The sequence below is a fragment of the Njordella aestuarii genome, from assembly GCF_056494165.1.
The window spans coordinates 6,483,990-6,503,261 of the sequence record NZ_CM151397.1; the positions used below are offsets into that span (position 1 = coordinate 6,483,990).

A 19,272-nucleotide genomic window follows, 5' to 3' on the forward strand; every position below is an offset into this window, starting at 1 on the left:
CATTTACGAACATTTATGGCTTCTCGCCGAAACAATAGACGGTGCCACGATCGGAAGCGACGATCAGCTTGCCCTGCGCGATCGCAGGTGACGCAGAAAAACCGCCTGTGCGCTGTTCGCTCCATGTTTCTTCTCCTGTCTTCGCATCCAAGGCAAAGACTTTACCGTCGGCCGCCGCTCCCCAGACTCGCCCGTCCGCATAGACTGGCGACGCGTCCGATCGCTTTCGCAACACATGCTCCCACTTGAGCTCACCTGACTTGCTGGAGAACGCCAGCAAGCGTTTGCTCCGTGGCGTTACGAATATAGTATCGTCGTTGATTGCCGGCGAGGTCCGTACTTCCTCCGTCAGTTTGGTATCGGAGAATCGCCAAACTTCTTTACCTAACTTCCAATTGAACGCGATAATTGCGCCGCTGTGCGTTGGCACAATCGCCAAATCACCTGTGACCGCAGGCGTTGAACCAGTCGGACCGTCTAGGGGCAAAGTAACACCGGTCGATTCCCCTTTGTCTAGATCAACGACATGCAGCTCGCCATCACATCCACCCAGGAATGTAAGGTTGCCAGCGATTGTCGGCGAGCACCGGAGCTGATCGCCAGTCTCGTACTTCCACCGCAAAGCACCGTCGCTGAGTGCAAGTGCATATAGCGCTCCGTCTTCGCTGGTAACCAGCGTCATATCTTTATAAAAGTTTGCACCAGAGTCGATTTGAGCCTGCGTTTCGAACTTCCACAACTCTTTTCCATTGGTTGCATCCAGGCAATGAACGAATCCATCATAGTCAACTGTTATCAACCGTTGGTCATGATAGCCCGCGGCAGCAAGATAGCCGCTGTCACTTTCGGACTTCCAAACAAGTGACCCATCAGCCAAATTCAAACAGTGAACTTCACCATCAGCATCGCACAAAAAGACTCGGTCTACCGCAACCACAGGCGTTGCATCGAACGCCCCACCTTCAACTTCATAGGTCCATATCTCCTGCAGAGACGTCGGCATCTTGCTTTCGGAACGACCTTGAGACCCAATCCCGCCTCGCTCAGTTGGCCACTCGGTTCCATCGGCTTGCGCGATCGATACCAATGTGGCCGACAACACCGCAGTGCCTAGAAATGCCATGGCCAAGGACTTATTTAGAAATCGGATCGACTTTTTCATCACTGCTGGGATTGCCTTTGCTTGAGGACGGGACTGCGCGTTTCCTTAGGTTGATACCCTCTGCTTACGATAGCAACCCCGCGGAGTTCAAAACGTTCGCCGAAGTTACGATTTTTCCAGCCATTCCTCGAAACTAGCCGGCTCGACCCAACATCCTTGCTTGGTCAAACAAATTCCTAGCTGCTGCTCGGCGGAAAGTTGCAAGGCATCGACGATCGTACGCCACGCTGACAGCGTGCACTGCCCTTGCATCTCGATGTAAAAAACGTGCTCGTCGCGATCGTACATCATCCCCTCCAGTCGCCAAGCCGGCCGTCCCGTTTCGTTCTTTTCGGTTGCCGTCCAACTCCAAGAACCATCCCACTCGGCATAGACACCACTCCACTTCAGCATCTGGGCCACCAGCGATTCAAACGAACATTCAAAGAATCCTGTCTTGGTCGGCTGAACTGCCTGACGCAACTTTCGGCCTTGATAAGTGATCTCGCCCATTTCTTGAGGCGTTGATTTGGGGTGACAATAGAGTTGAACGTGAAAGTCGGGAGATACGTTCATTGTTTCACTTGCCCCGCCACCCAGGCCGCATAGTCTGGATCAATTTGAGCGATCGGCGATGCCAAAATTTCGGGTACGGTATAAGGATGATTCTCGCGCAGCAACTGAAAGCAGGCGTCGACGCGTGATTGCACGGTCTTGATCGTGCATCGCCATTCGGTTTCGTTTGCGAGCGCATCCTGCCACGAGTAAATGCTGCGAATGGGACCATCGATCTGCACGCAAGCGGCCAATCGCTCCGTTACAAGACGCTTGGCAATCCGCTGCGCATCAGCGTCAGAAGGCAACGTGGTTGTGACTTGCCAAATTTCCATCAGATGTGTGCAACTCCTTTAGGTGTAAAAATTGTAGCGATGCAGCAAGTGTTCTTTCCAAAAACGATTTTGGAAGGCCATGCTCAGCTAGTAGTAGCCGAAGTTTTCGAAATCTTGAAAGAATTGTTAAAGTATTGGACTTGTGCCAACTGCCCCAAACTACCGAAACTCCGACCGAAGCACTTCACATGCAATGACAGCAAATAAGGTTGCTTTCAAAGTCTATGCTGATCAAGGATGATTGCAACGGCTTTGCACCAGATTCAAAACGATTCGGATCAAGGAGGATCCGTTTATGGTTTCCCTATCGACGCAGTGGCTCAGAAAACTCGCGATATTGATCTGCTGCGTTAGTGCGCTAGCATTGAAGGTCCATGCTGCGGATGTTGTCCTTATGGACTTTACGGCAAAGTGGTGCCAGCCGTGCCAGCAACTGAATCCAATCCTAGGACGATTTGTCCAAGAGGGTTTGATCGTTCGTCAAATTGATGCCGACAAAGAAGCTTCACTGGTACAACGCTGGCAAGTAACGCGACTGCCGACGCTGATTCTTATAAGCGACGGCAAAGAAGTCGATCGCATCATCGGAACGATTGACGAGTCGGAACTGCGATCGCGTTTGGGCAAGTTCACGACGCTGACTGCCCCAGCTACTGCTAAACGGAGCATCTCAGATGCCGCAACTGGTTTTGCGTCAGATCGCGCGTCGACCAGCCGCGATGAAGATCTGCCCCTTATGTCACTCGCTCGCCAAGAGACACAGCCGTCGGACCGCTCATCGAGCGGCCCATTTCCGCCGCTGCACGCTGGCAATGGCAGCGGGCAGGCCTCGACAACTTCAAACACCAACACGGTTTCTCAAGCAACATTCCAGCGTCCCGCTGCGAGCGCAGCTCCGGCGCAAGCTGTGAATCCGATGGACGCTACGGTGCGCATCCGTGTCGACGAGAACAATAGCATTGCATTCGGAACAGGAACAATCATCGATCAACATGGCGAAGACGTGCTGGTGATGACCTGCGGACATTTATTTCGGAACGTCCGGAGCGGCTCGTCGATAACTGTAGAGGTCTGGAAGGACGGTGGATCGGTGCAGTTCCCCGCATCGGTTGTCGATTATGAATGCGATCAGATCGATATCGGACTGCTAACTTTCCGCTCGCCATCGCCGGTAGCTCAAGTGGTGCTGCGACCTGCTGGGGAATCATTGCAGGAAGGTGAGACCGTATTCAGCATTGGCTGCGATCACGGATCGGACCCGAGCCGTCGCGACTCACGCATATCAAAATTGAATCGTTACCTGGGTCCGCCGAACGTGGAAGTCTCAGGTGCGCCTGTACAAGGTCGAAGCGGCGGGGGCTTGTTCGATTCGCAATCACGCTTGATTGGCGTTTGTTATGCTGCCGACGGGGAGCTGGACGAAGGGCTATATTCAGCACCGGCTGTGATCTACCAACAGCTTTCCAAGCTTGGGCTCGAACGTTTGTACCAAAACAAGACCGCTTCCCCTGCCGTTCAGTTTGCCAACCACGAAAGCTCAACTCCATCTTCTGCCAACGAAACTCCCGCTTTGACATTTGCGTCTCCACACGCAGACGGTTTCCCAGACACGCTCCCTCATCGTCCACAGTCGCAGGTTTCAGGCACTTCGACGCGCTTAAATGAGTCGCCGAACAGCAATTTGACTGTGATTGTCCGCGATGCTGATGGTAACCAACGCGTTTTAGAAATCCCCGATGCGCCCGCAAGCCTTGTTCAGGCCCTTCAGTTGCAGGCAATGGGCACAACACCAACAGCGATCGCCAGCAACACGCAAGCAGCCCTGCGTTAGGCGAACAAAATTATTCAAGCTCACTCCGCTGGTTTTACGCCGGAGGCTATCCAATAGCGGCGAGACTCGAAGACTTCGACTTCGTCCATAAAGTTTGGCAGGTTTTCGCGATACCAACGCGGCTGCTTCGTTACTAAAACTAATCGCCCGCCAACTCGCAAAGCATTGAGCGCTGTTTGTATAAAGTGCTCGGCAATTCGAAAATCGGCATAGTAAGGCGGATTACCCAACGCCATGTCGAATGTGCCTGCCTCGTCAAGCTGGCCGTCATGATTCAGCTTGGCTGTCAAATTCTCAATTCCATTCAGCCGAATCCCTCGATTTAGGCAATCAATTGCGCGGGAGTTACTGTCGATCGCCACTACCGTGGCGGATGGCTCACGCATCGCCGCTGCCATACATACCGCTCCGCTGCCACACCCAATTTCAATCAGGCTCGACTGCGGGTAGACGTCGATGGCGTCTAACAACTGCCTGGCTCCGTTATCGAGTTGCCGATGAGAAAAAACGCCAGGGCGTGTGACTAGCTTGACCAACACATCACAGTCCTTGAAAGCCAGCTCACAACTGAAGTCTTTTTGCTTCTTGAGCTCCGATGACTTCTTTACAAAGTAGACCATGGCATCTTCGAAGGCTCGCACTTTAACACTCTTGTCAAAGTTCTTCATCTGATCGTGAAGCCATTTATCTTTTGGATTGTCGACGGACACCACCAAATGACCGCCAATCTGCAATTGAGTGTACGCCTGCTGCAACAACTCCCGAGTCAGTTCAACTTCACCGCTCATCGACAATGGCAAGAGCGCAAGGTCGAACTGTTCGTTTGGCCAATCCGCCCGACAATCGATAGTCAGATTTGCTGGTGCTTGCGAATGCTCAATCGCTTTCTGAGTTCGATAGGCATCGATATACCAAGCATGAACAGTCGCATCGGGCCGACTAACAGCGATCGCTTGGGCAGCCTGCGCGCGACCGGTTGAAATGCTCGAAATGCGACTACCAGGCAGTTCCAACGCTATTTCCAGCAGCCGCTGTTCTTCGATTCGCGGCGGCAAAACGACAGGTTCCAGATTTAATTCCGGCGAGGAATTCTCAAGTTCTTCAGACATTTACACTTCGGACAGCAGAGTTCGGGTTAGCAAGTTTTCAAAGATACTAAGTCAATTCGCAGCCTTCGGACAGTGCCAAAACCGAACAATTGCCACCCTCTGTTTGCTTTGTCGGCGTAAATGCGATCCTGAATCTGAATCCAGAGCCCCCAAATCAGCGGGCTTTACGCACGCCGACTTTATGGTGATGGATCGTGTATTTACAAGCCAGGCTTCGGAGGTTTCACGGGCGATTGCCACGGCCGCACTCCGGTCGCATGCGTCTGCCTTGCGAAAACCTTGTCGCCGCAGGTCGCAAAGATTGTCTGCATTTCCTTGCCACCAAATACGAGATTTGGCAATGCCCCTCGTTGCGGTTTGTTGATGATCAAGTTGACACGACCAAGCTGGTCAAGCACTTGGATTCCTAGCGCCGACGCGACGTAAATGTTTCCATCTCTGTCGGTAGTCATTCCATCACCTTGGCTCTTGCCGCTCCCATAAGGCAGATGCAAGTAACCATACTGTTGGCCAGCGATCAGAGCGCCATTCTCTCCCACGGCGAAACTATAAACAAAACGCCCAGCGTAGTCCGAAACCAAAACAAACTGCTGATCAGGAGTCGCAGTAATACCATTTGGAAATTCTACGATATCGGTGGCCTTGGTTCGTTGTCCATCAAACGTGACAAACCAAACTGACTTGGTCGATGGATCGGTATAGTACAATCCGTGCCGCATAACGAGCAAGTCATTACAACCTGTGTCAGAAACTAAAACACTCTTTTGTCCTTGAGCGTCGAATTTGACAATTTGCTTTGCATTAATGGCACATGCATAAAGACTCCCGTCAGCGCCAAACATCAGCCCGCTTGGGCCACCACATTGGGATGCAAATTCGCTGACGCTTCCATCAAGTTCGATGCGGTGAATTTTGTCAGCCGATACATCTCCAAAGTAGACTCGGCCTTCTGCATCGACTGCAGGTCCGTCGGTAAATTGGTGGCCTTGGCTTACGATCTTCCAATCCTCGTCTTCTCGCAGGACGTTAATTCGGCCTCGGTCGTTGTACCCAGCGGAAACTGGCTTGGGATAGTCCTTCCAAAGCCAGCGCAGAGCATCGGGCATGATCGCTTTGGCCTGTTCGCCGTTGTGCCCACCGTCGCCCCAAGCATGTTCGACTTCGTAGCCAGCGTAAGTCAGCGCCGTCAGCATGCCTTGATTTGCATTCCACCAATCACCGGCGTAGATATTGAGGTCCGTCGATCCGTCTTGCAAAAATACTCGAATCGGCTTGGGTTCCGTTTTGCGAACAAGCGTTGCCATCTCCTCGGCTCCACGAAGTCCAACGTACGTTCCGATAGTCGACATCACACGCCGAAATTGATCGGGGCGTTCCCAAGCGGCATTGAATGCACAAATTGCACCCGAGCTAGCTCCACCAAGGGCTCGATCGTTTGGATCTGAACTGATGTTGTAGGTTCTGGCGACTTCGGGCAAGATTTCTTCGAGCAAGAATCTTGCGTAACGATCCCCTAGCGAATCGTATTCGAACGAACGGTTGAACCGGGGCTGCGCATCTTCCGTGTCCACTGCGACTTGCCCATGGTTGATAAAGATGCCGATCGTGACTGGCATCGATTTCTCGGCGATCAGGTTATCCATGGTTTCATGCAGCTTCCAATCGCGTGCGCGTCCGATCCCGTCTTGGACGATAAAGACACAAGCTGGCTTGGCATCTGAAGATTGGCTTTCGTACTGAGCCGGCACGTACAGATGATATTCTCGCGTTGTCCCGGGATAGATTTTGCTTTCCCATTGGAAGGGCCCGAGTATCTTGCCTTCGGGGACACCTTCGTGCCGAAACGTGTCTGGGTGCGGTTCGTATTTGGTTGCAGGTTTGTCTTGAGCAATCAAAGTACAGGCAAGGACCAATGGCAGGATGATAGCGTTTACAGCAGATGTCCAACGCATGAGCGTCGTACCTTTCGTGGAACGGGGGTAACTGGCGGGAGGGGACCTATTCTAATCGCAAACAGCAACCAGCACAGCACAGAACCGTCACTGGAGCTCTTCGATTTGCAATTGGCAGTTGAAGACAAATTTTGCGGTCGCAGAAAAATGCTACTTGGCTGCTGCAAATGTTTTTAACGTTTCCGATTGAGAATCAGTCATTTCTGTCTCACTCCAAAGCAAGCGGACTGGAGAAATTTGGTCGCAAATCCATCGCAACACACCGCGTACCATGTGACCCGACCGAGCTCGCCTCGGTCGTAACGTGATCACAACCAGCCTAGCGGATACCTGCTCTTGCATCGCGACGGGCCTCGCTCCGATCAACTTTCAATCTGACGTCGAGGCACTGGAATTCTTTGGCTCGAGTGCTTGGCAAGCGATCCTCCTCCGAGCTGCCAAAAAGGTTACAAAGCGATTGACAAGAGGTCATTGGTTTGAACATTCGCGACTGCACAACTGAAGACCAGGATTATTTGCGCCGGAGTCGCAGCACGTTGAACTTGGCAGTGATCGAAAGTGCGGTTATGCCCAGATTTGTTTGTCGAGCATGCGATAGTTGATTGCTTCGCAAATATGCACCGCTTGAATTTGCTCGCTCTGCTCCAAGTCGGCAATCGTACGAGCCACGCGAAGGATCTTGTCATGAGCGCGAGCGGAGAGACCGTTTTCGGTTACCGCATCACGCATTAAATTCCGCTCGGCGGTTCCCAAAGGACAAAACTGGCGCAATTGTTTGCTGCTCATTTGGGCATTGGTCCGCACATTCTTTCCAGAAAATCGTAACGCTTGCACGGCACGTGCGTGGATGACTGATTCACGCATTTCAGCACTGCTCAGGCTTGGCTGGTTCCCAGTCAACTCATTAAATGGAACCGCAGGTACTTCGATATGAATGTCGATGCGATCGAGTAGCGGGCCACTGATCTTGCTCATGTAGCGTTCGATCTGCGGAATCGTACAATTGCATTGGCGACGCGGGTCGGTTCGGTAACCGCATGGACACGGATTCAACGCTGCAATCAACATGAAGTCCGCGGGAAAGGTCGTACTGCGAAGCGCGCGGGAAATGGTAACAACGCGATCTTCAAGAGGCTGTCGCATCACTTCTAAGGTCTTCCGATTGAACTCCGGAAGTTCGTCTAGGAAGAGCACGCCGTTGTGCGAAAGTGAGATCTCTCCCGGCGCTGGCGGCGAACCTCCACCGACAAGCCCCGCGTCGCTGATAGTATGATGAGGCGAACGAAACGGGCGCTGAGCCATTAACGGTTGCCCCGGAGCTAGCCTGCCTAACACACTGTAGATCCGAGTCGTCTCGATCGATTCACCAGCCGTTAATTGCGGAAGAATAGTCGGAAGCCGCTTTGCAAGCATCGTCTTGCCCGACCCCGGAGGTCCAAGCATAAGAAGATTATGAGAACCGGCTGCAGCGATACATAACGCTCGCTTGGCCATGTCTTGACCACGAACGTCACTAAAGTCGACTTCGTAGTGCGAATAAGTTTCAAACAATTCATCTAAACGCGATGGCACGGGCTCGATTTGTAATTGGCCCGAGAGAAAACCGACTGCTTCGCTTAAAGTACTGACTGGAATAACTTCTAGATCTTCGACGACGGCGGCCTCCTGTGCATTCTCTCGCGGTACGATCAAACCACGAATGCCAGGCGAGTTCTTGGCAGCCGTCGCCATCGACAAAGCTCCTTTTACCGGGCGCATTTGCCCTTCCAATGAGAGTTCACCGACCATCGCATACTGCTCAAGCATATCGCTTTGTAATTGTCCGCTACCAATTAAAGTCCCGAGCGAAATTGGCAGATCGAACGAAGCCGCTTGTTTGGGCAATTCGGCTGGCGCAAGATTGATGACGACGCGGTCATGCGGCCTAACGAAACCACTATTCACGAGCGCTCGCTCGACCCGATGCGTGCTTTCACGGACCGCTTGTTCCGGCAAGCCCACCAGAACCGTCTTGGGAAGTGCCGCTGCTGAAACATCGACTTCGACATCGACTTCCACCGCTTCGATGCCTAAAAGAGAAAACGTTTTTAGCTTGGCAAGCATTCTTCAAACCTTACGTATCTTCCTATTTTGCAGAAATCGCATTGTCTTAGAGTTTGAGGCAAACCGCAACTAGTGTCTCAGAATCTGGTTTTGCTAAACAAATTCAAAAACGCACTCTCACAACCAATTGCTGGACAAACCGGCCGTCTTTCTACAACCCACATCTTTTTGACCCCCACGAGCTCTTCTCGTGAGTGAACGAAGCTGGCAGGGGAGCAATACTTGATGATTGGTCGGGTATAAAAGGCCTGCAGTGCCACCCGAAATCGCCCAAGACACCCCCGCCACGGCTGCCGCTTTGCGCGGCGATTTCCATCTCCTTGGCGCTTGGGCCGAATTTGCGAAAATGACTCTCGCGATCGCGAAGTGGCTCAATACAAACCAAGGGAATGGACCATGTCTTCACAAGTAAATGAAAACGAGACCAACGCAGTTCAGTGGCGACCACTCACGAAAAATCAACGGCGAGTCTTGGGAACGTTGATGGAGAAATCCAAAACAACTCCCGACGCTTACCCGATGACCATCTCCGCCCTGACCACAGGTTGCAATCAGAAGACGAATCGAGTTCCCCTCACCAACTACAACTCGGATCAAGTCGAAAAGACGATCGACGAACTGCGAGTTATGGGGGCTTTGACAATCGTTCAAGGCTCAGGACGCGTTGAAAAGATCCGTCACTATGCCTATCAATGGTTAGGCATCAGCAAACTAGAAGCAGCCGTAATGACCGAACTACTGCTGCGCGGCGAACAGACCTTGGGGGACCTCCGCGGCCGAGCTGCGCGGATGGAACCAATCGCCGACCTAGGTGAGCTTAGCGGGATATTCAAAGGGCTGCTCGAGAGGAACCTGGTGGTTGAGCTAACTCCGCCCGGACGCGGACAATTGGTGTCACACAACCTCTATGAAGAATGGGAACTGAACCTTCTACGACAGGAAATTGCTAACAACGGCGGCAGTGTCGCAGAAGACGACTCCGAAGATGCTTCCCCAAGTCGATCGGCGATGGCATCGACAAATCGCATCGAGACGACCGGATCAATTGGCTCGCAGAACGAAACGATTGCGGCTTTGCAGAGCGAATTGGCCGACTTGCGAGAAATTCTCGCCGATATGCGTCAGCGCTTGACACACCTGGAAAGTGAACTGGGCATTACTAAATAGTGCCTCTTAAGTGCTGGAAAGGCGATTTGCGACCAGGACAAAACTTCGTTCCAGCACGGCACGAGAGCCGCTATACCTGGAATCTATCGCGCGGCGATAAGGGCGGTTGCCTTACTTCGCGGCTCGAAATCATCGCTGGCCTATAGCGTCCGTATCGGCAATAGGCTTTCATGGGTTTGCAAGCGATTCGCTAGGGAATATGCTGTGCGGTGCTTGCGCACCGAAATCATCGAATTCGACTCGTCTACTGAATCAATTATGCTCGAACGAAAATACATCTTTCCCAACGTACTTGAACTTAATGTCCAAGCCGGTCATCTGATTGGTTGCAACGTTTATCTGATTCACGATGAAGATGAATGGGCGTTGATTGACATCGGATATCAAGAACACGTTGAAGAGCTGGTGGACTTAATTCGGAATATGGATTTTCCGCTTTCCAAGTGCAAAACGCTGATTGCGACCCATGCCGACGTCGATCACGGTCAAGGATTGGCACTTGCCAAAAATTTATTGAAGACCACGGTCACGGCCCACCCGCGGGCCGCAGATTTACTTCGCCGCGGAGATCGCTTGCAAACATTTGCCGAAATCGAAGCGCAAGGAATCAGCGAAGAGATGCCGCCGGTGGAGACTGACGTTCTAGTCAACGACGGCGACGTGATCGAGATTGGAAAGCTAAAGCTGGAAGTTTGGAGCACCCCCGGGCATGCCGACAGTCAGCTCGCTTTCCGAATGGGCAATCTGCTCTTTAGCGGCGACAACATTTACCGTGACGGCGGCGTAGGTGCGATCGACGCCCATCACGGAAGTGACTTAGAAGGCTTCATTGCATCGCTGGAGCGAATACAAAACAGTGATGTGGAGTGGTTATTACCAAGCCACGGGCCCTGGTTTCGTCGCGAACCAGCCATGATTGGACGATCGATCGAGAGGCTGAAAGGCTATTTGCACTTGTCGGACTTCGGTACGTGCGCCATTGACTGGCCGCTGATGGAGCAATGGGAAGAGCAGCTTCTGGAAGGTCGTTTGCCCGAGTAAATGCTCGCATTATGCGTGATTCCTCGCTAGTTTTTACTTAGCTTTGACATAAGATTGACTCGATCGGGACCTTTGCAAATTGCTTTCGCGTTTAATTGCTAGTGGCCGAAGCTGAGGCGAATTACGACTCTGAGGACGTAGTTTGACCGCCGTTCAGCGCCCATTAACAAAGCCTATTTGCAAAGGATTCATGGCATGGCTCATTTCGAACCGCCAGTACATTTTCATCATCAGTCTTCCGTTCTGGACGCCCCACCCTCTCGACCAGCAGGTGGAACCGCTGTCTGGGACAAACCGTTTAATGAAGTGGAAACGGAGATCGCGGCTGGCGTTAAACAGCCAAAGATTGATCCCGATCACGAAAAAGAACAGCTAAACATTGGACCAGCGATTTGGTTGATAGCGATTCACGTTGCGGCTTGTGCGGCACCCTGGACGTTTACTTGGTCGGGTTTGATACTTGCATTCGTCTTCCACTGGATCACTGGTGGAATCGGGATTTGTTTGGGCTTCCATCGCCTGCTAACGCATACCGGTTTCGTGGTGCCACGTTGGTTGCGGAACTCGATCGCTGTCGTCGGGACGCTGGCTGGCGAAGGCGGGCCGATTCTTTGGACTGCGAATCATCGTCGTCACCATGCTTACAGCGATCAAGAAGGCGATCCGCATTCGCCGCATGATGGCCCATGGTGGTCTCATATGTTCTGGCTTGCTTACACGACTCATGGCGGAAATCCAGAAGCATACTTCAAGCGCTGGGTGCCAGACCTTGCTAAGGATCGCTTTCTTGTCGGGCTTGAAAAGTACTTCCTCCCATTGCACATCGCTTTTGGTGTGTTGGTATTCGGAGCGGGTTATGCAATCGGTGGCTCAACGCTAGCTTTGTCCTGGTTGGTTTGGATTGTCGCAGTCCGAATGGTGTTCGTACTTCACTCAACGTGGTTTGTTAACTCGGCCTCGCACATTTGGGGCTATCGCAACTACACCACGCGAGATGACAGCCGCAATCTTTGGTGGGTAGGCTTGGTCACCTATGGTGAAGGCTGGCACAACAACCATCATGCCCTGCCGCGATTGGCTCAACACGGCCACAAGTGGTGGGAGTTCGATATGACTTATATGCTGATTCGCCTGCTACGGGCGGTTGGATTGGCGAAAGACGTCGTCGATCTTAAGAGTGTTGAAGAGAAGAAGTTACGCGCCCGGGGCGGCGATGACAAATCTCGCGTATCTGCGTAATTTCAACCTCTGAGTAGTATTCTCAATAAAGGCAGCATTCCCGTGCTGCCTTTTTTCGTTGTTTTGCTGGCACTCAAATCAACGTTGTCTCACACTATGGTATTTGCTACGGTTCGACTCCCCTTTTAAGGAAAAGTGTGGAGTGGCTGTGGACGAGTCTGCGCGATGGTTTGAAGTTCGTTGGAAACAACGTCGACGACCCGACATAAAATTTCGGGCGAATGCTGGTCGCTGCGCACTCCTAAACCTCTGCTTACTTCTGAGTTTGATTCTTTTGGCTAGTGGTTGTGCTACGCAAAATTTTGCAAAGCTACGAACCATGCCCATCAATCCGCTTGCGAATCAACTGAATTTGAGCAGCAAGTCGGGGCCGCAAGTCAGCGAGCGAACACGAACGCTGCTGCGTCACTATGCTTTGGAAGATCTTTATAAAGAGAAGCCACGAGAATGCTTGCAGCAACTGCAGGAGCTTCCCCTCGCTGAAAAAGGTGGCGAGAAGATCTACGCTGTAGCAGAACTGGCGTATATCTTAGGCATTCGTGACGAACGTGCCGGTAAAGAAGCGGAGGCGCTCGATATGCTTTCCGTCGGCGTCAGTCACGCGTACATGTATTTGTTTTGCCAGGAACTGGACGTAAACCGCAATCCCTATGATCCGCAATTTCGCGGAGCTTGCGACGTCTACAACGGCGCACTCGAGCAGACTCTGCGCATCATCAGTCGTAATGGCCAGTTGAAACCAGGCAATAGCTATACGATCACCTCCAACGGCGCGCAGCAAAACATCGCAGTGCATGCGATTGGATCGTGGCACGAAGACGACTTTGAGCATCTCGACTTTTGTAGCGACTGGGAAGTTGAGGGCTTGGACACGTCCAATGTAACTTATGGAATTGGCGTCCCTCTGATCGCAGTCAGAAAGAAGCACGAAGGCGAAGACCCTGCAGAGAAGAACTATCCGGACGGCCTCTCCTTTCCTGTAACAGCGCTGCTGCGTGTTAAGGACTTGAATCTTCAAACTTATAACAGTTCTAAGTTCCGCTATCCATGCGTACTCGAGTTGCTTGATCCGCTGACGAGCAACGATATTTTCTTGAATGGCAGACGCGTTCCGTTACAAACCGACCTCAGCACTCCGCTCGCTTATTTTCTTGACAATCCGAAGTTTCGCGAGCAGACCGACAGCACGCTTGGGTTACTCAATCCAGCCAAGACTTCCGAACTCCGCGGCATCTACATGCTTGAGCCGTTTGATCCGAAACGCATTCCGGTTTTGATGGTGCATGGTCTGTGGTCGAGTCCACTGACATGGATGCCGATGTTCAATGATTTACGCAGTTTTCCAGAACTACGCCGCAACTATCAGTTCTGGTTCTACCAGTATCCAACGGGACAGCCTTTTTGGATCAGCGCTACGCAAATGCGTCAAGATCTTTACGAATTGCATCGGCGTGTCGATCCCAATGATCAAGAACCGATGCTTGACCGGATGGTCTTGGTCGGTCACAGCATGGGGGGGCTAGTCTCTCGGATGCAAACGCTGGAAAGCGGCGATCATATCTGGGAAGCAATCGGTAACAAACCATTTGATGAAATTCGCGGATCACGGGAGGAGATCGAGCGATTGGCGGCCGTGTTGTACTTCCATCCCAATCGTTCAATTCGTCGCGTAGTCACGATCGGAACCCCTCATCGCGGCAGCGATTTTGCTAACGACACAGCCCGTTGGCTCAGTCGCAAATTTATTAAACTTCCGCAGTCGATTACTAGTTTAGGCAATTCCTTGGTTAGGCAGAATCCTGAGCTCTTTCACGACACGAAGCTCTTAACTGTAAATACTAGCATCGATTCGTTAAGTCCTGAGTGTGCAATCTTCCCAGCCATATTGCGAGCTGAAACCGCTCCGTGGGTCAAGTATCACAATATCATTGGTGTCGTACCTGAGGATGGTTTTTTGAACCGGCTTTCCAAGGGTAGCGATGGTGTCGTAACAATTGAAAGCGCCAAAGTCGACGGGGTGGCGTCCGAAATAACGGTGGTATCGAACCACCAGGAAGTCCACCGCATCCCGCGGTCGATCTTGGAAGTGCGTCGCATTCTGGTCGAACATTTAGACGAAACCTACGAAGAGCATCAACTTGCAGAGGGGCCCAGCACGCGGCTATTGGGAAGCAACCAGACGGCACCCGACACACGGTTGGCACAAACTCCGATTCTCTCGCAAAGCAACTCTGGAAGTCCGACTGCAAAGTGGCTTCCTCCTATTGTTTCGTCAGGTAATCCGTCGGGCGATGTGCAGCAAGCCAGTTTTTCTGAACCGCGCAGCCCTGCTCCGACGCCAGTGACGACTTCCATTTCTGCGGCGGCTGTGCTTGGTCCTGACCTTCGATCCGACTTGCCGCGAATCGAGCTTGCACCAGCCGGCCGAAGGGTCTCGGGCGCAGAAGTGGAAGTGCCGTAGCTTGCGTAATTGTAATGTTCAAGCGCATCGTAGCTGGCTTCGCCAGAAGCCGGTCAAGCATTGCCGTTACGCCACGAGCACTGCTGGGCAAGCCAGCAGTGGCACCCGTTTTGAGGAATCGAAACTGTTAAAATAGCTCAATCGTTTCAGAAATCGCACCCAGGTTCAACCGCGTTCTGGCGAACGCAGCTACGGGAAGAGGTTGCATCGTTCGAGCGCATCGTAGCTGGCTTCGCCAGAAGCCGGTCAAGCATTGGGAAGCTTGGCCGTTACGCCACGAGCACTGCTGGACAAGCCAGCAGTGGCACCCGTTTTCAGGGATCGAAGCGCGATTTGATTAAATACGATTTAGGTAGGCTCGGATCAGTGAGCTTGGGTTTGGCGGTAGGCTTCGTAGGCCACGATACCGACCGACGTGGCCAAGTTCAGCGATCTTGTTTCACCCACCATCGGAATACTCAACCGAGAATCGGGATAAGCATCATGAATAGATTGAGGGAGCCCGACGCTTTCACTTCCAAATACCAATACGTCTTCGTCACTAAAAGTCGCCGCGTACAGCGAACGATGCGCAAACTTTGTGATCAACCAAAATCGTCTTGCCCCCAGTTGCTCGACCAGCGTGCTCCAGTTCGGAACGATTTCCATCTGCAAATGTGGCCAATAATCCAAACCCGCACGCCGTACTTTTGCTTGATCGATACGAAAACCCAGCGGTTCAACCAACCATAATTTGGCCTTCAACGCAACGCACGTACGACCGATATTTCCAGTGTTTTGTGGGATTTCGGGCTGATTCAAGACGATGTGGAACATACTGGTTTACTTCAACTGACAGGCAAGATCTCGGCACCATCGATTGTCTCAGGATAGAATGCTTTTTACACTGCTCAAGTCTCGATGACGCACGACTCCTCAAATGCCGTTGAACTTGCGATCCTATCCCGACTCACATCCGACTGAACTCTTCCTCTAAAAACTATGCCGATTCAAGTAACTTGCCCAGGGTGTATGCAACGATTCGCTGTTAGCGATAAATACGCTGGCAAGAAAGGTCCATGCCCCAAGTGCAAAAAAGAGATCGTCATTCCTGAAAAGCAGGAAGAGGTCGTCATACATGCTCCCGAAGTCTCTGGGCCAAAGGATTCCAAAGGCGTTTCGGTTCTCAAGCCTATTGCACGCAGCGAATTCAAGGTCGGCAAGCTCACCTGGATCCTCTTCGCCGTTGGCCTACTGATCGTCTTAGGGGTCGCCATCGGAGTCCGAATGTCGGATTCGCCAGCTCCAACGCCGCTGCTGGCTTTTGGAGCGATTCTACTTGCGCCACCAATTGTTATGGCCGGCTACACTTTTCTGCGAGACGATGGACTCGCAGGCTACGAAGGCCAAGAGTATTGGATCCGCGTTGCAATTTGTTCAGCCGCATTCGCTGCGACCTGGCTAATCTATTTTGGCCTGTCTTGGTATTTCGAACATAGAACTCTCGCCGAAATTTCCACAACCGAGATGATCATCTATACGGTTGTTATGATCGGCTTAGGGCTCGCAGCATCGCTACTGACCTTCGAATTGGAAGCGCCACAGTCGGCGCTGCATTACTTGGCTTACTTCGTGATAACCTTTGCGCTATGCTTGGTTATGGGGGTGGAACTAGGCGAGCCACTTTCAACGCAAGACCCAAGCACACCTTCAGGCGTTGTGCCTCTTTCAAGCCGTGACGCGGTTCCTTGATAGGTTGTATTGATGCCAAGCAGTAAGTGCGGCTCAGCGATACCGCTTGGCATTGCAAACCATCTGCAACGACTTGCTCGGGATCTAGGCAGCGATTATCGGTTGAGTGGCAAAGTTCCGCGAGGCTTGAGCGCTGCAACGACTTACCAGGTACTGATAGGAGAGTTCGCATTTGCGCTGCGCGATTGGAATTGGCCAAGCCACAGGCTGCCACGGCTACGAAGTATCTTGGCGTTTCAGCGACTGCTCGGTCAAGCTTGGCCGCACGACCAGATAGACAACTGGAAACTCTCGGAGGTCGGTCAGCCTGCAGTGTTGTCCGTGGATCAGAGTAACCCGGTAGCGTTTGTCGTTGATAGCTGGGCTGCGGGCGACAGCATCGCATGCGAAGCGGATCGACTGTGGACCCTAGCGACGTGGCAGCCGGGAAGAGCTTGGACAGACGCGACGGCAAACTATCCAGTCACTGAAGTTGCCAGGATGCTAGCTGTCTGTCACTACATATCTGCCCAGCATCATTGTTCGCTGGCATGCTCCAAGAACTGGGATGGTCGTTGGCAAGCGCTTCAGCGAACTCAGGCCGTCATTAGCCAACTTGCTATCGGTGCGTTGCCTGAAAGCAAAGCGTTGCACTCAAGCGCTCAGGCTTTAGCGTCTGCATTAGCTGATGGAACGCATGACTCTTTGTTAACATTTGCAAATTCGCAGCAAACAGTATCACTCACACAGTGCAGCATTCTTAGCGATGTCCATCATGGGAACTGGCTTTTTGAAGGTGATCAAGTTAGCGGTATTGTCGATTTTGGAGCTGTTCGTTTTGATTGGCCTGGATGGGATCTAGTCCGCTTTACGACTTCGTTTTCCAAACAAAACGACGCGCTCGAGCAGGCGTTTCTTTCGGCTTATGTGGAATACCTGACAAGTTTGTGTCGAATGCACGGGACTAGCAACGCTCGATGGCTGGCAACGTATTTGGGTGAGGTTGAGCAGTCGCTTGGTTGTGCTGTCACGTTTAGGTGTTTTGATAGATTGCAGACTTTGCTTTCTATTCAGCAATGGTGCCAGTGGATTGGTAATGGGACGCTTGGCTTGGAAGCGGGCGAGCAGAGATTGGCTGAGTTGAATCAACGCTGGAGCGACTTGGCCAAGTTACCGTAGCTGGCTTCGCCCAGAAGCCGGGATGATGTTGGAGAACTTGGCCGTTACGCCACGAGCACTGCTGGACAAGCCAGCAGTGGCACCCGTTTTCAGGAAACCGGAAGTAGCACCCGATATAGAACGGCTCCGAAATAATAGGAATCGAACCGAACTTCAACCGCGTTCTGGCGAACGCAGCTACGCAAGAGCAAGGTTCTTGGCGGACGTCACTGCGAGATTACGCTGCGCTCGCTGCGGGTTTCCTGCGGCTGATCGCTACCGTCGCTACGAGGCCCAGCAACGCGATGGATCCAACTGCAAACGCTCCGTACATGTAGTTATCGCGTGTCTCTAAGTACAGTTTCCACTGAAAGTAGTTCGATGGCTGTTTTGCACTTACCCCTTGGACGCGATATTCGACCGACGCATCCCAAAGCTCCGATGGCAGATAGTCATCAACCATTTCATCGCCGTAGGCCAATTCGTCTTCGATAGTAAAATCCGTTGGCATGCTCCAACGCTGAACTGCCCACAAGGTGCCGATTCCCCAACTAACCAAGAGAGTTATGAAGCAGAGGGCGGCAGCGATACCCATGGGCAGACTCCAGTGGCTCCTGGTCGATTTGCTAACTGTCTCAGTAGTGATTTCCGATTTGTCTTCAGGAAGCAGAGCGAGTCCTCGGATGGTTGGAACTTCGATGTTCGCGTTGCAAACGGGGCATGTAACGACCGAACCTGCTTGCGATCGAGCAACAGAAACAGCGTTACCGCACGGACAAGCTAGGAGATACCGCATAATTGCCAAAGTTTTGCTGTCAATTGTATCCGAACTTTGTTTCGAGCCCGGATGAAAATCTTGTGAAAAATTCGTGAGGTCGCGACTGGACCAAGCTAACTGGCCAGTTAGAATTGCAACCGCGATGGTACCACTGGTGCCAACGGACGACCTAGTGTAACGGAAACGCTTGCCGGTCGAACATGTGACTCGTTTATTTAGACGCTTCCCGTGCTCGAACGGTTTGGTGAACAAACATATCAGTCCACGTGACAGGCATGCTTGAACATCCTTTCCGCTGAAGATACTCGACCATAAAGATAGACCGAATTCATAAATTGCGAATCGGTGGGATTTCTTTCAAATCGCAAGCGAGTGTCCGAGTGGAAAATTTAGCGTGGCTGCCTTGTATTAGTTCGGCTTTCCGCTTTTTTGTTAGGAATCGTTAAGAAGTCTCTGCCGCGTAAGGTAAGAGATTGAACCGACTTGTTCGGATTAGCGTCCAATGAGATAGGCGAAAACCGTTGGTTTTGCGGCAGGACCGTAGCGGAACCCGCCCGGCATCTTTGAACCAAAGAGCACCGTGGTCGTGGAAATTGCGAATTACCCACCGAAATTTGATTGGCAGAACTTCTTTCCAACCGGCACGATTTTCATGCGCCCTGGTCCGGATTGACTAGGTGCTAGAGATTTGA

General features: G+C 52.1%; 15 protein-coding genes. 7 read left to right on the forward strand and 8 right to left on the reverse strand.

From position 1 onward, the window contains the following. Positions 1–13 precede the first annotated feature (13 nt). The 3 genes from SH451x_RS25285 to cutA form a co-directional block, all read right to left on the reverse strand. Positions 14–1,162, reverse strand: a complete 1,149-nt coding sequence (locus SH451x_RS25285) for an outer membrane protein assembly factor BamB family protein (RefSeq protein WP_479360093.1) — start codon at positions 1,160–1,162, stop codon at positions 14–16. 105 nt (positions 1,163–1,267) lie between these two features. Further along, entirely contained in the window at positions 1,268–1,717 is a 450-nt protein-coding gene (locus tag SH451x_RS25290) for a hypothetical protein (RefSeq protein ID WP_479360094.1), read from the reverse strand. Further along, positions 1,714–2,031: a divalent-cation tolerance protein CutA gene (gene cutA, locus SH451x_RS25295; protein WP_479360095.1), complete on the reverse strand. Its 318-nt coding sequence runs from the start codon at positions 2,029–2,031 to the stop codon at positions 1,714–1,716. Before cutA ends, SH451x_RS25290 begins: the two co-directional genes overlap by 4 nt. A gap of 295 nt (positions 2,032–2,326) precedes the next feature. On the opposite strand from cutA, the gene SH451x_RS25300 reads away from it, so the two are divergent. Beyond that, positions 2,327–3,862, forward strand: a complete 1,536-nt coding sequence (locus tag SH451x_RS25300) for a trypsin-like peptidase domain-containing protein (protein WP_479360096.1) — start codon at positions 2,327–2,329, stop codon at positions 3,860–3,862. 20 nt (positions 3,863–3,882) lie between these two features. On the opposite strand, the gene SH451x_RS25305 is transcribed toward SH451x_RS25300, so the two are convergent. The 3 genes from SH451x_RS25305 to SH451x_RS25315 all read right to left on the reverse strand — a co-directional run bounded on the left by SH451x_RS25305 (position 3,883) and on the right by SH451x_RS25315 (position 9,026). Then, the gene (locus SH451x_RS25305; RefSeq protein ID WP_479360097.1) at positions 3,883–4,971 is read right to left on the reverse strand and encodes a class I SAM-dependent methyltransferase; all 1,089 of its coding nucleotides are present in this window, start codon (positions 4,969–4,971) and stop codon (positions 3,883–3,885) included. A gap of 200 nt (positions 4,972–5,171) precedes the next feature. Then, positions 5,172–6,923, reverse strand: a complete 1,752-nt coding sequence (locus tag SH451x_RS25310; protein WP_479360099.1) for an SMP-30/gluconolactonase/LRE family protein — start codon at positions 6,921–6,923, stop codon at positions 5,172–5,174. Between the two features lie 564 nt (positions 6,924–7,487). Continuing rightward, on the reverse strand, positions 7,488–9,026 hold the full coding sequence (locus tag SH451x_RS25315; protein WP_479360101.1) for a YifB family Mg chelatase-like AAA ATPase: 1,539 nt from the start codon (positions 9,024–9,026) through the stop codon (positions 7,488–7,490). Positions 9,027–9,422: 396 nt separating this feature from the next. On the opposite strand from SH451x_RS25315, the gene SH451x_RS25320 reads away from it, so the two are divergent. The 4 genes from SH451x_RS25320 to SH451x_RS25335 all read left to right on the forward strand — a co-directional run bounded on the left by SH451x_RS25320 (position 9,423) and on the right by SH451x_RS25335 (position 14,934). Then, positions 9,423–10,193, forward strand: coding sequence for a DUF480 domain-containing protein (locus SH451x_RS25320; protein WP_479360102.1), 771 nt, complete (start codon positions 9,423–9,425; stop codon positions 10,191–10,193). Positions 10,194–10,451: 258 nt separating this feature from the next. After that, complete coding sequence (locus SH451x_RS25325) at positions 10,452–11,234, forward strand: MBL fold metallo-hydrolase (RefSeq protein ID WP_479360103.1); 783 nt, start codon at positions 10,452–10,454, stop codon at positions 11,232–11,234. 195 nt (positions 11,235–11,429) lie between these two features. Next, complete coding sequence (locus tag SH451x_RS25330) at positions 11,430–12,473, forward strand: acyl-CoA desaturase (RefSeq protein WP_479360104.1); 1,044 nt, start codon at positions 11,430–11,432, stop codon at positions 12,471–12,473. A gap of 319 nt (positions 12,474–12,792) precedes the next feature. Beyond that, positions 12,793–14,934 carry an esterase/lipase family protein gene (locus SH451x_RS25335; RefSeq protein ID WP_479360106.1) on the forward strand — a complete coding sequence of 714 codons (2,142 nt, stop codon included), beginning with the start codon at positions 12,793–12,795 and terminating at the stop codon, positions 14,932–14,934. Positions 14,935–15,297: 363 nt separating this feature from the next. On the opposite strand, the gene SH451x_RS25340 is transcribed toward SH451x_RS25335, so the two are convergent. Next, complete coding sequence (locus SH451x_RS25340; RefSeq protein WP_479360107.1) at positions 15,298–15,750, reverse strand: tRNA (cytidine(34)-2'-O)-methyltransferase; 453 nt, start codon at positions 15,748–15,750, stop codon at positions 15,298–15,300. Positions 15,751–15,945: 195 nt separating this feature from the next. Between SH451x_RS25340 and SH451x_RS25345 the strand changes: the two genes are divergently transcribed. Further along, the gene (locus SH451x_RS25345; protein WP_479360108.1) at positions 15,946–16,665 is read left to right on the forward strand and encodes a hypothetical protein; all 720 of its coding nucleotides are present in this window, start codon (positions 15,946–15,948) and stop codon (positions 16,663–16,665) included. A gap of 12 nt (positions 16,666–16,677) precedes the next feature. Further along, entirely contained in the window at positions 16,678–17,823 is a 1,146-nt protein-coding gene (locus SH451x_RS25350) for a phosphotransferase (protein WP_479360109.1), read from the forward strand. Positions 17,824–18,040: 217 nt separating this feature from the next. Here the strand turns inward: SH451x_RS25350 and SH451x_RS25355 are convergent, their stop codons facing one another. After that, positions 18,041–18,397: a hypothetical protein gene (locus SH451x_RS25355; RefSeq protein WP_479360110.1), complete on the reverse strand. Its 357-nt coding sequence runs from the start codon at positions 18,395–18,397 to the stop codon at positions 18,041–18,043. Positions 18,398–19,272 lie beyond the last annotated feature (875 nt).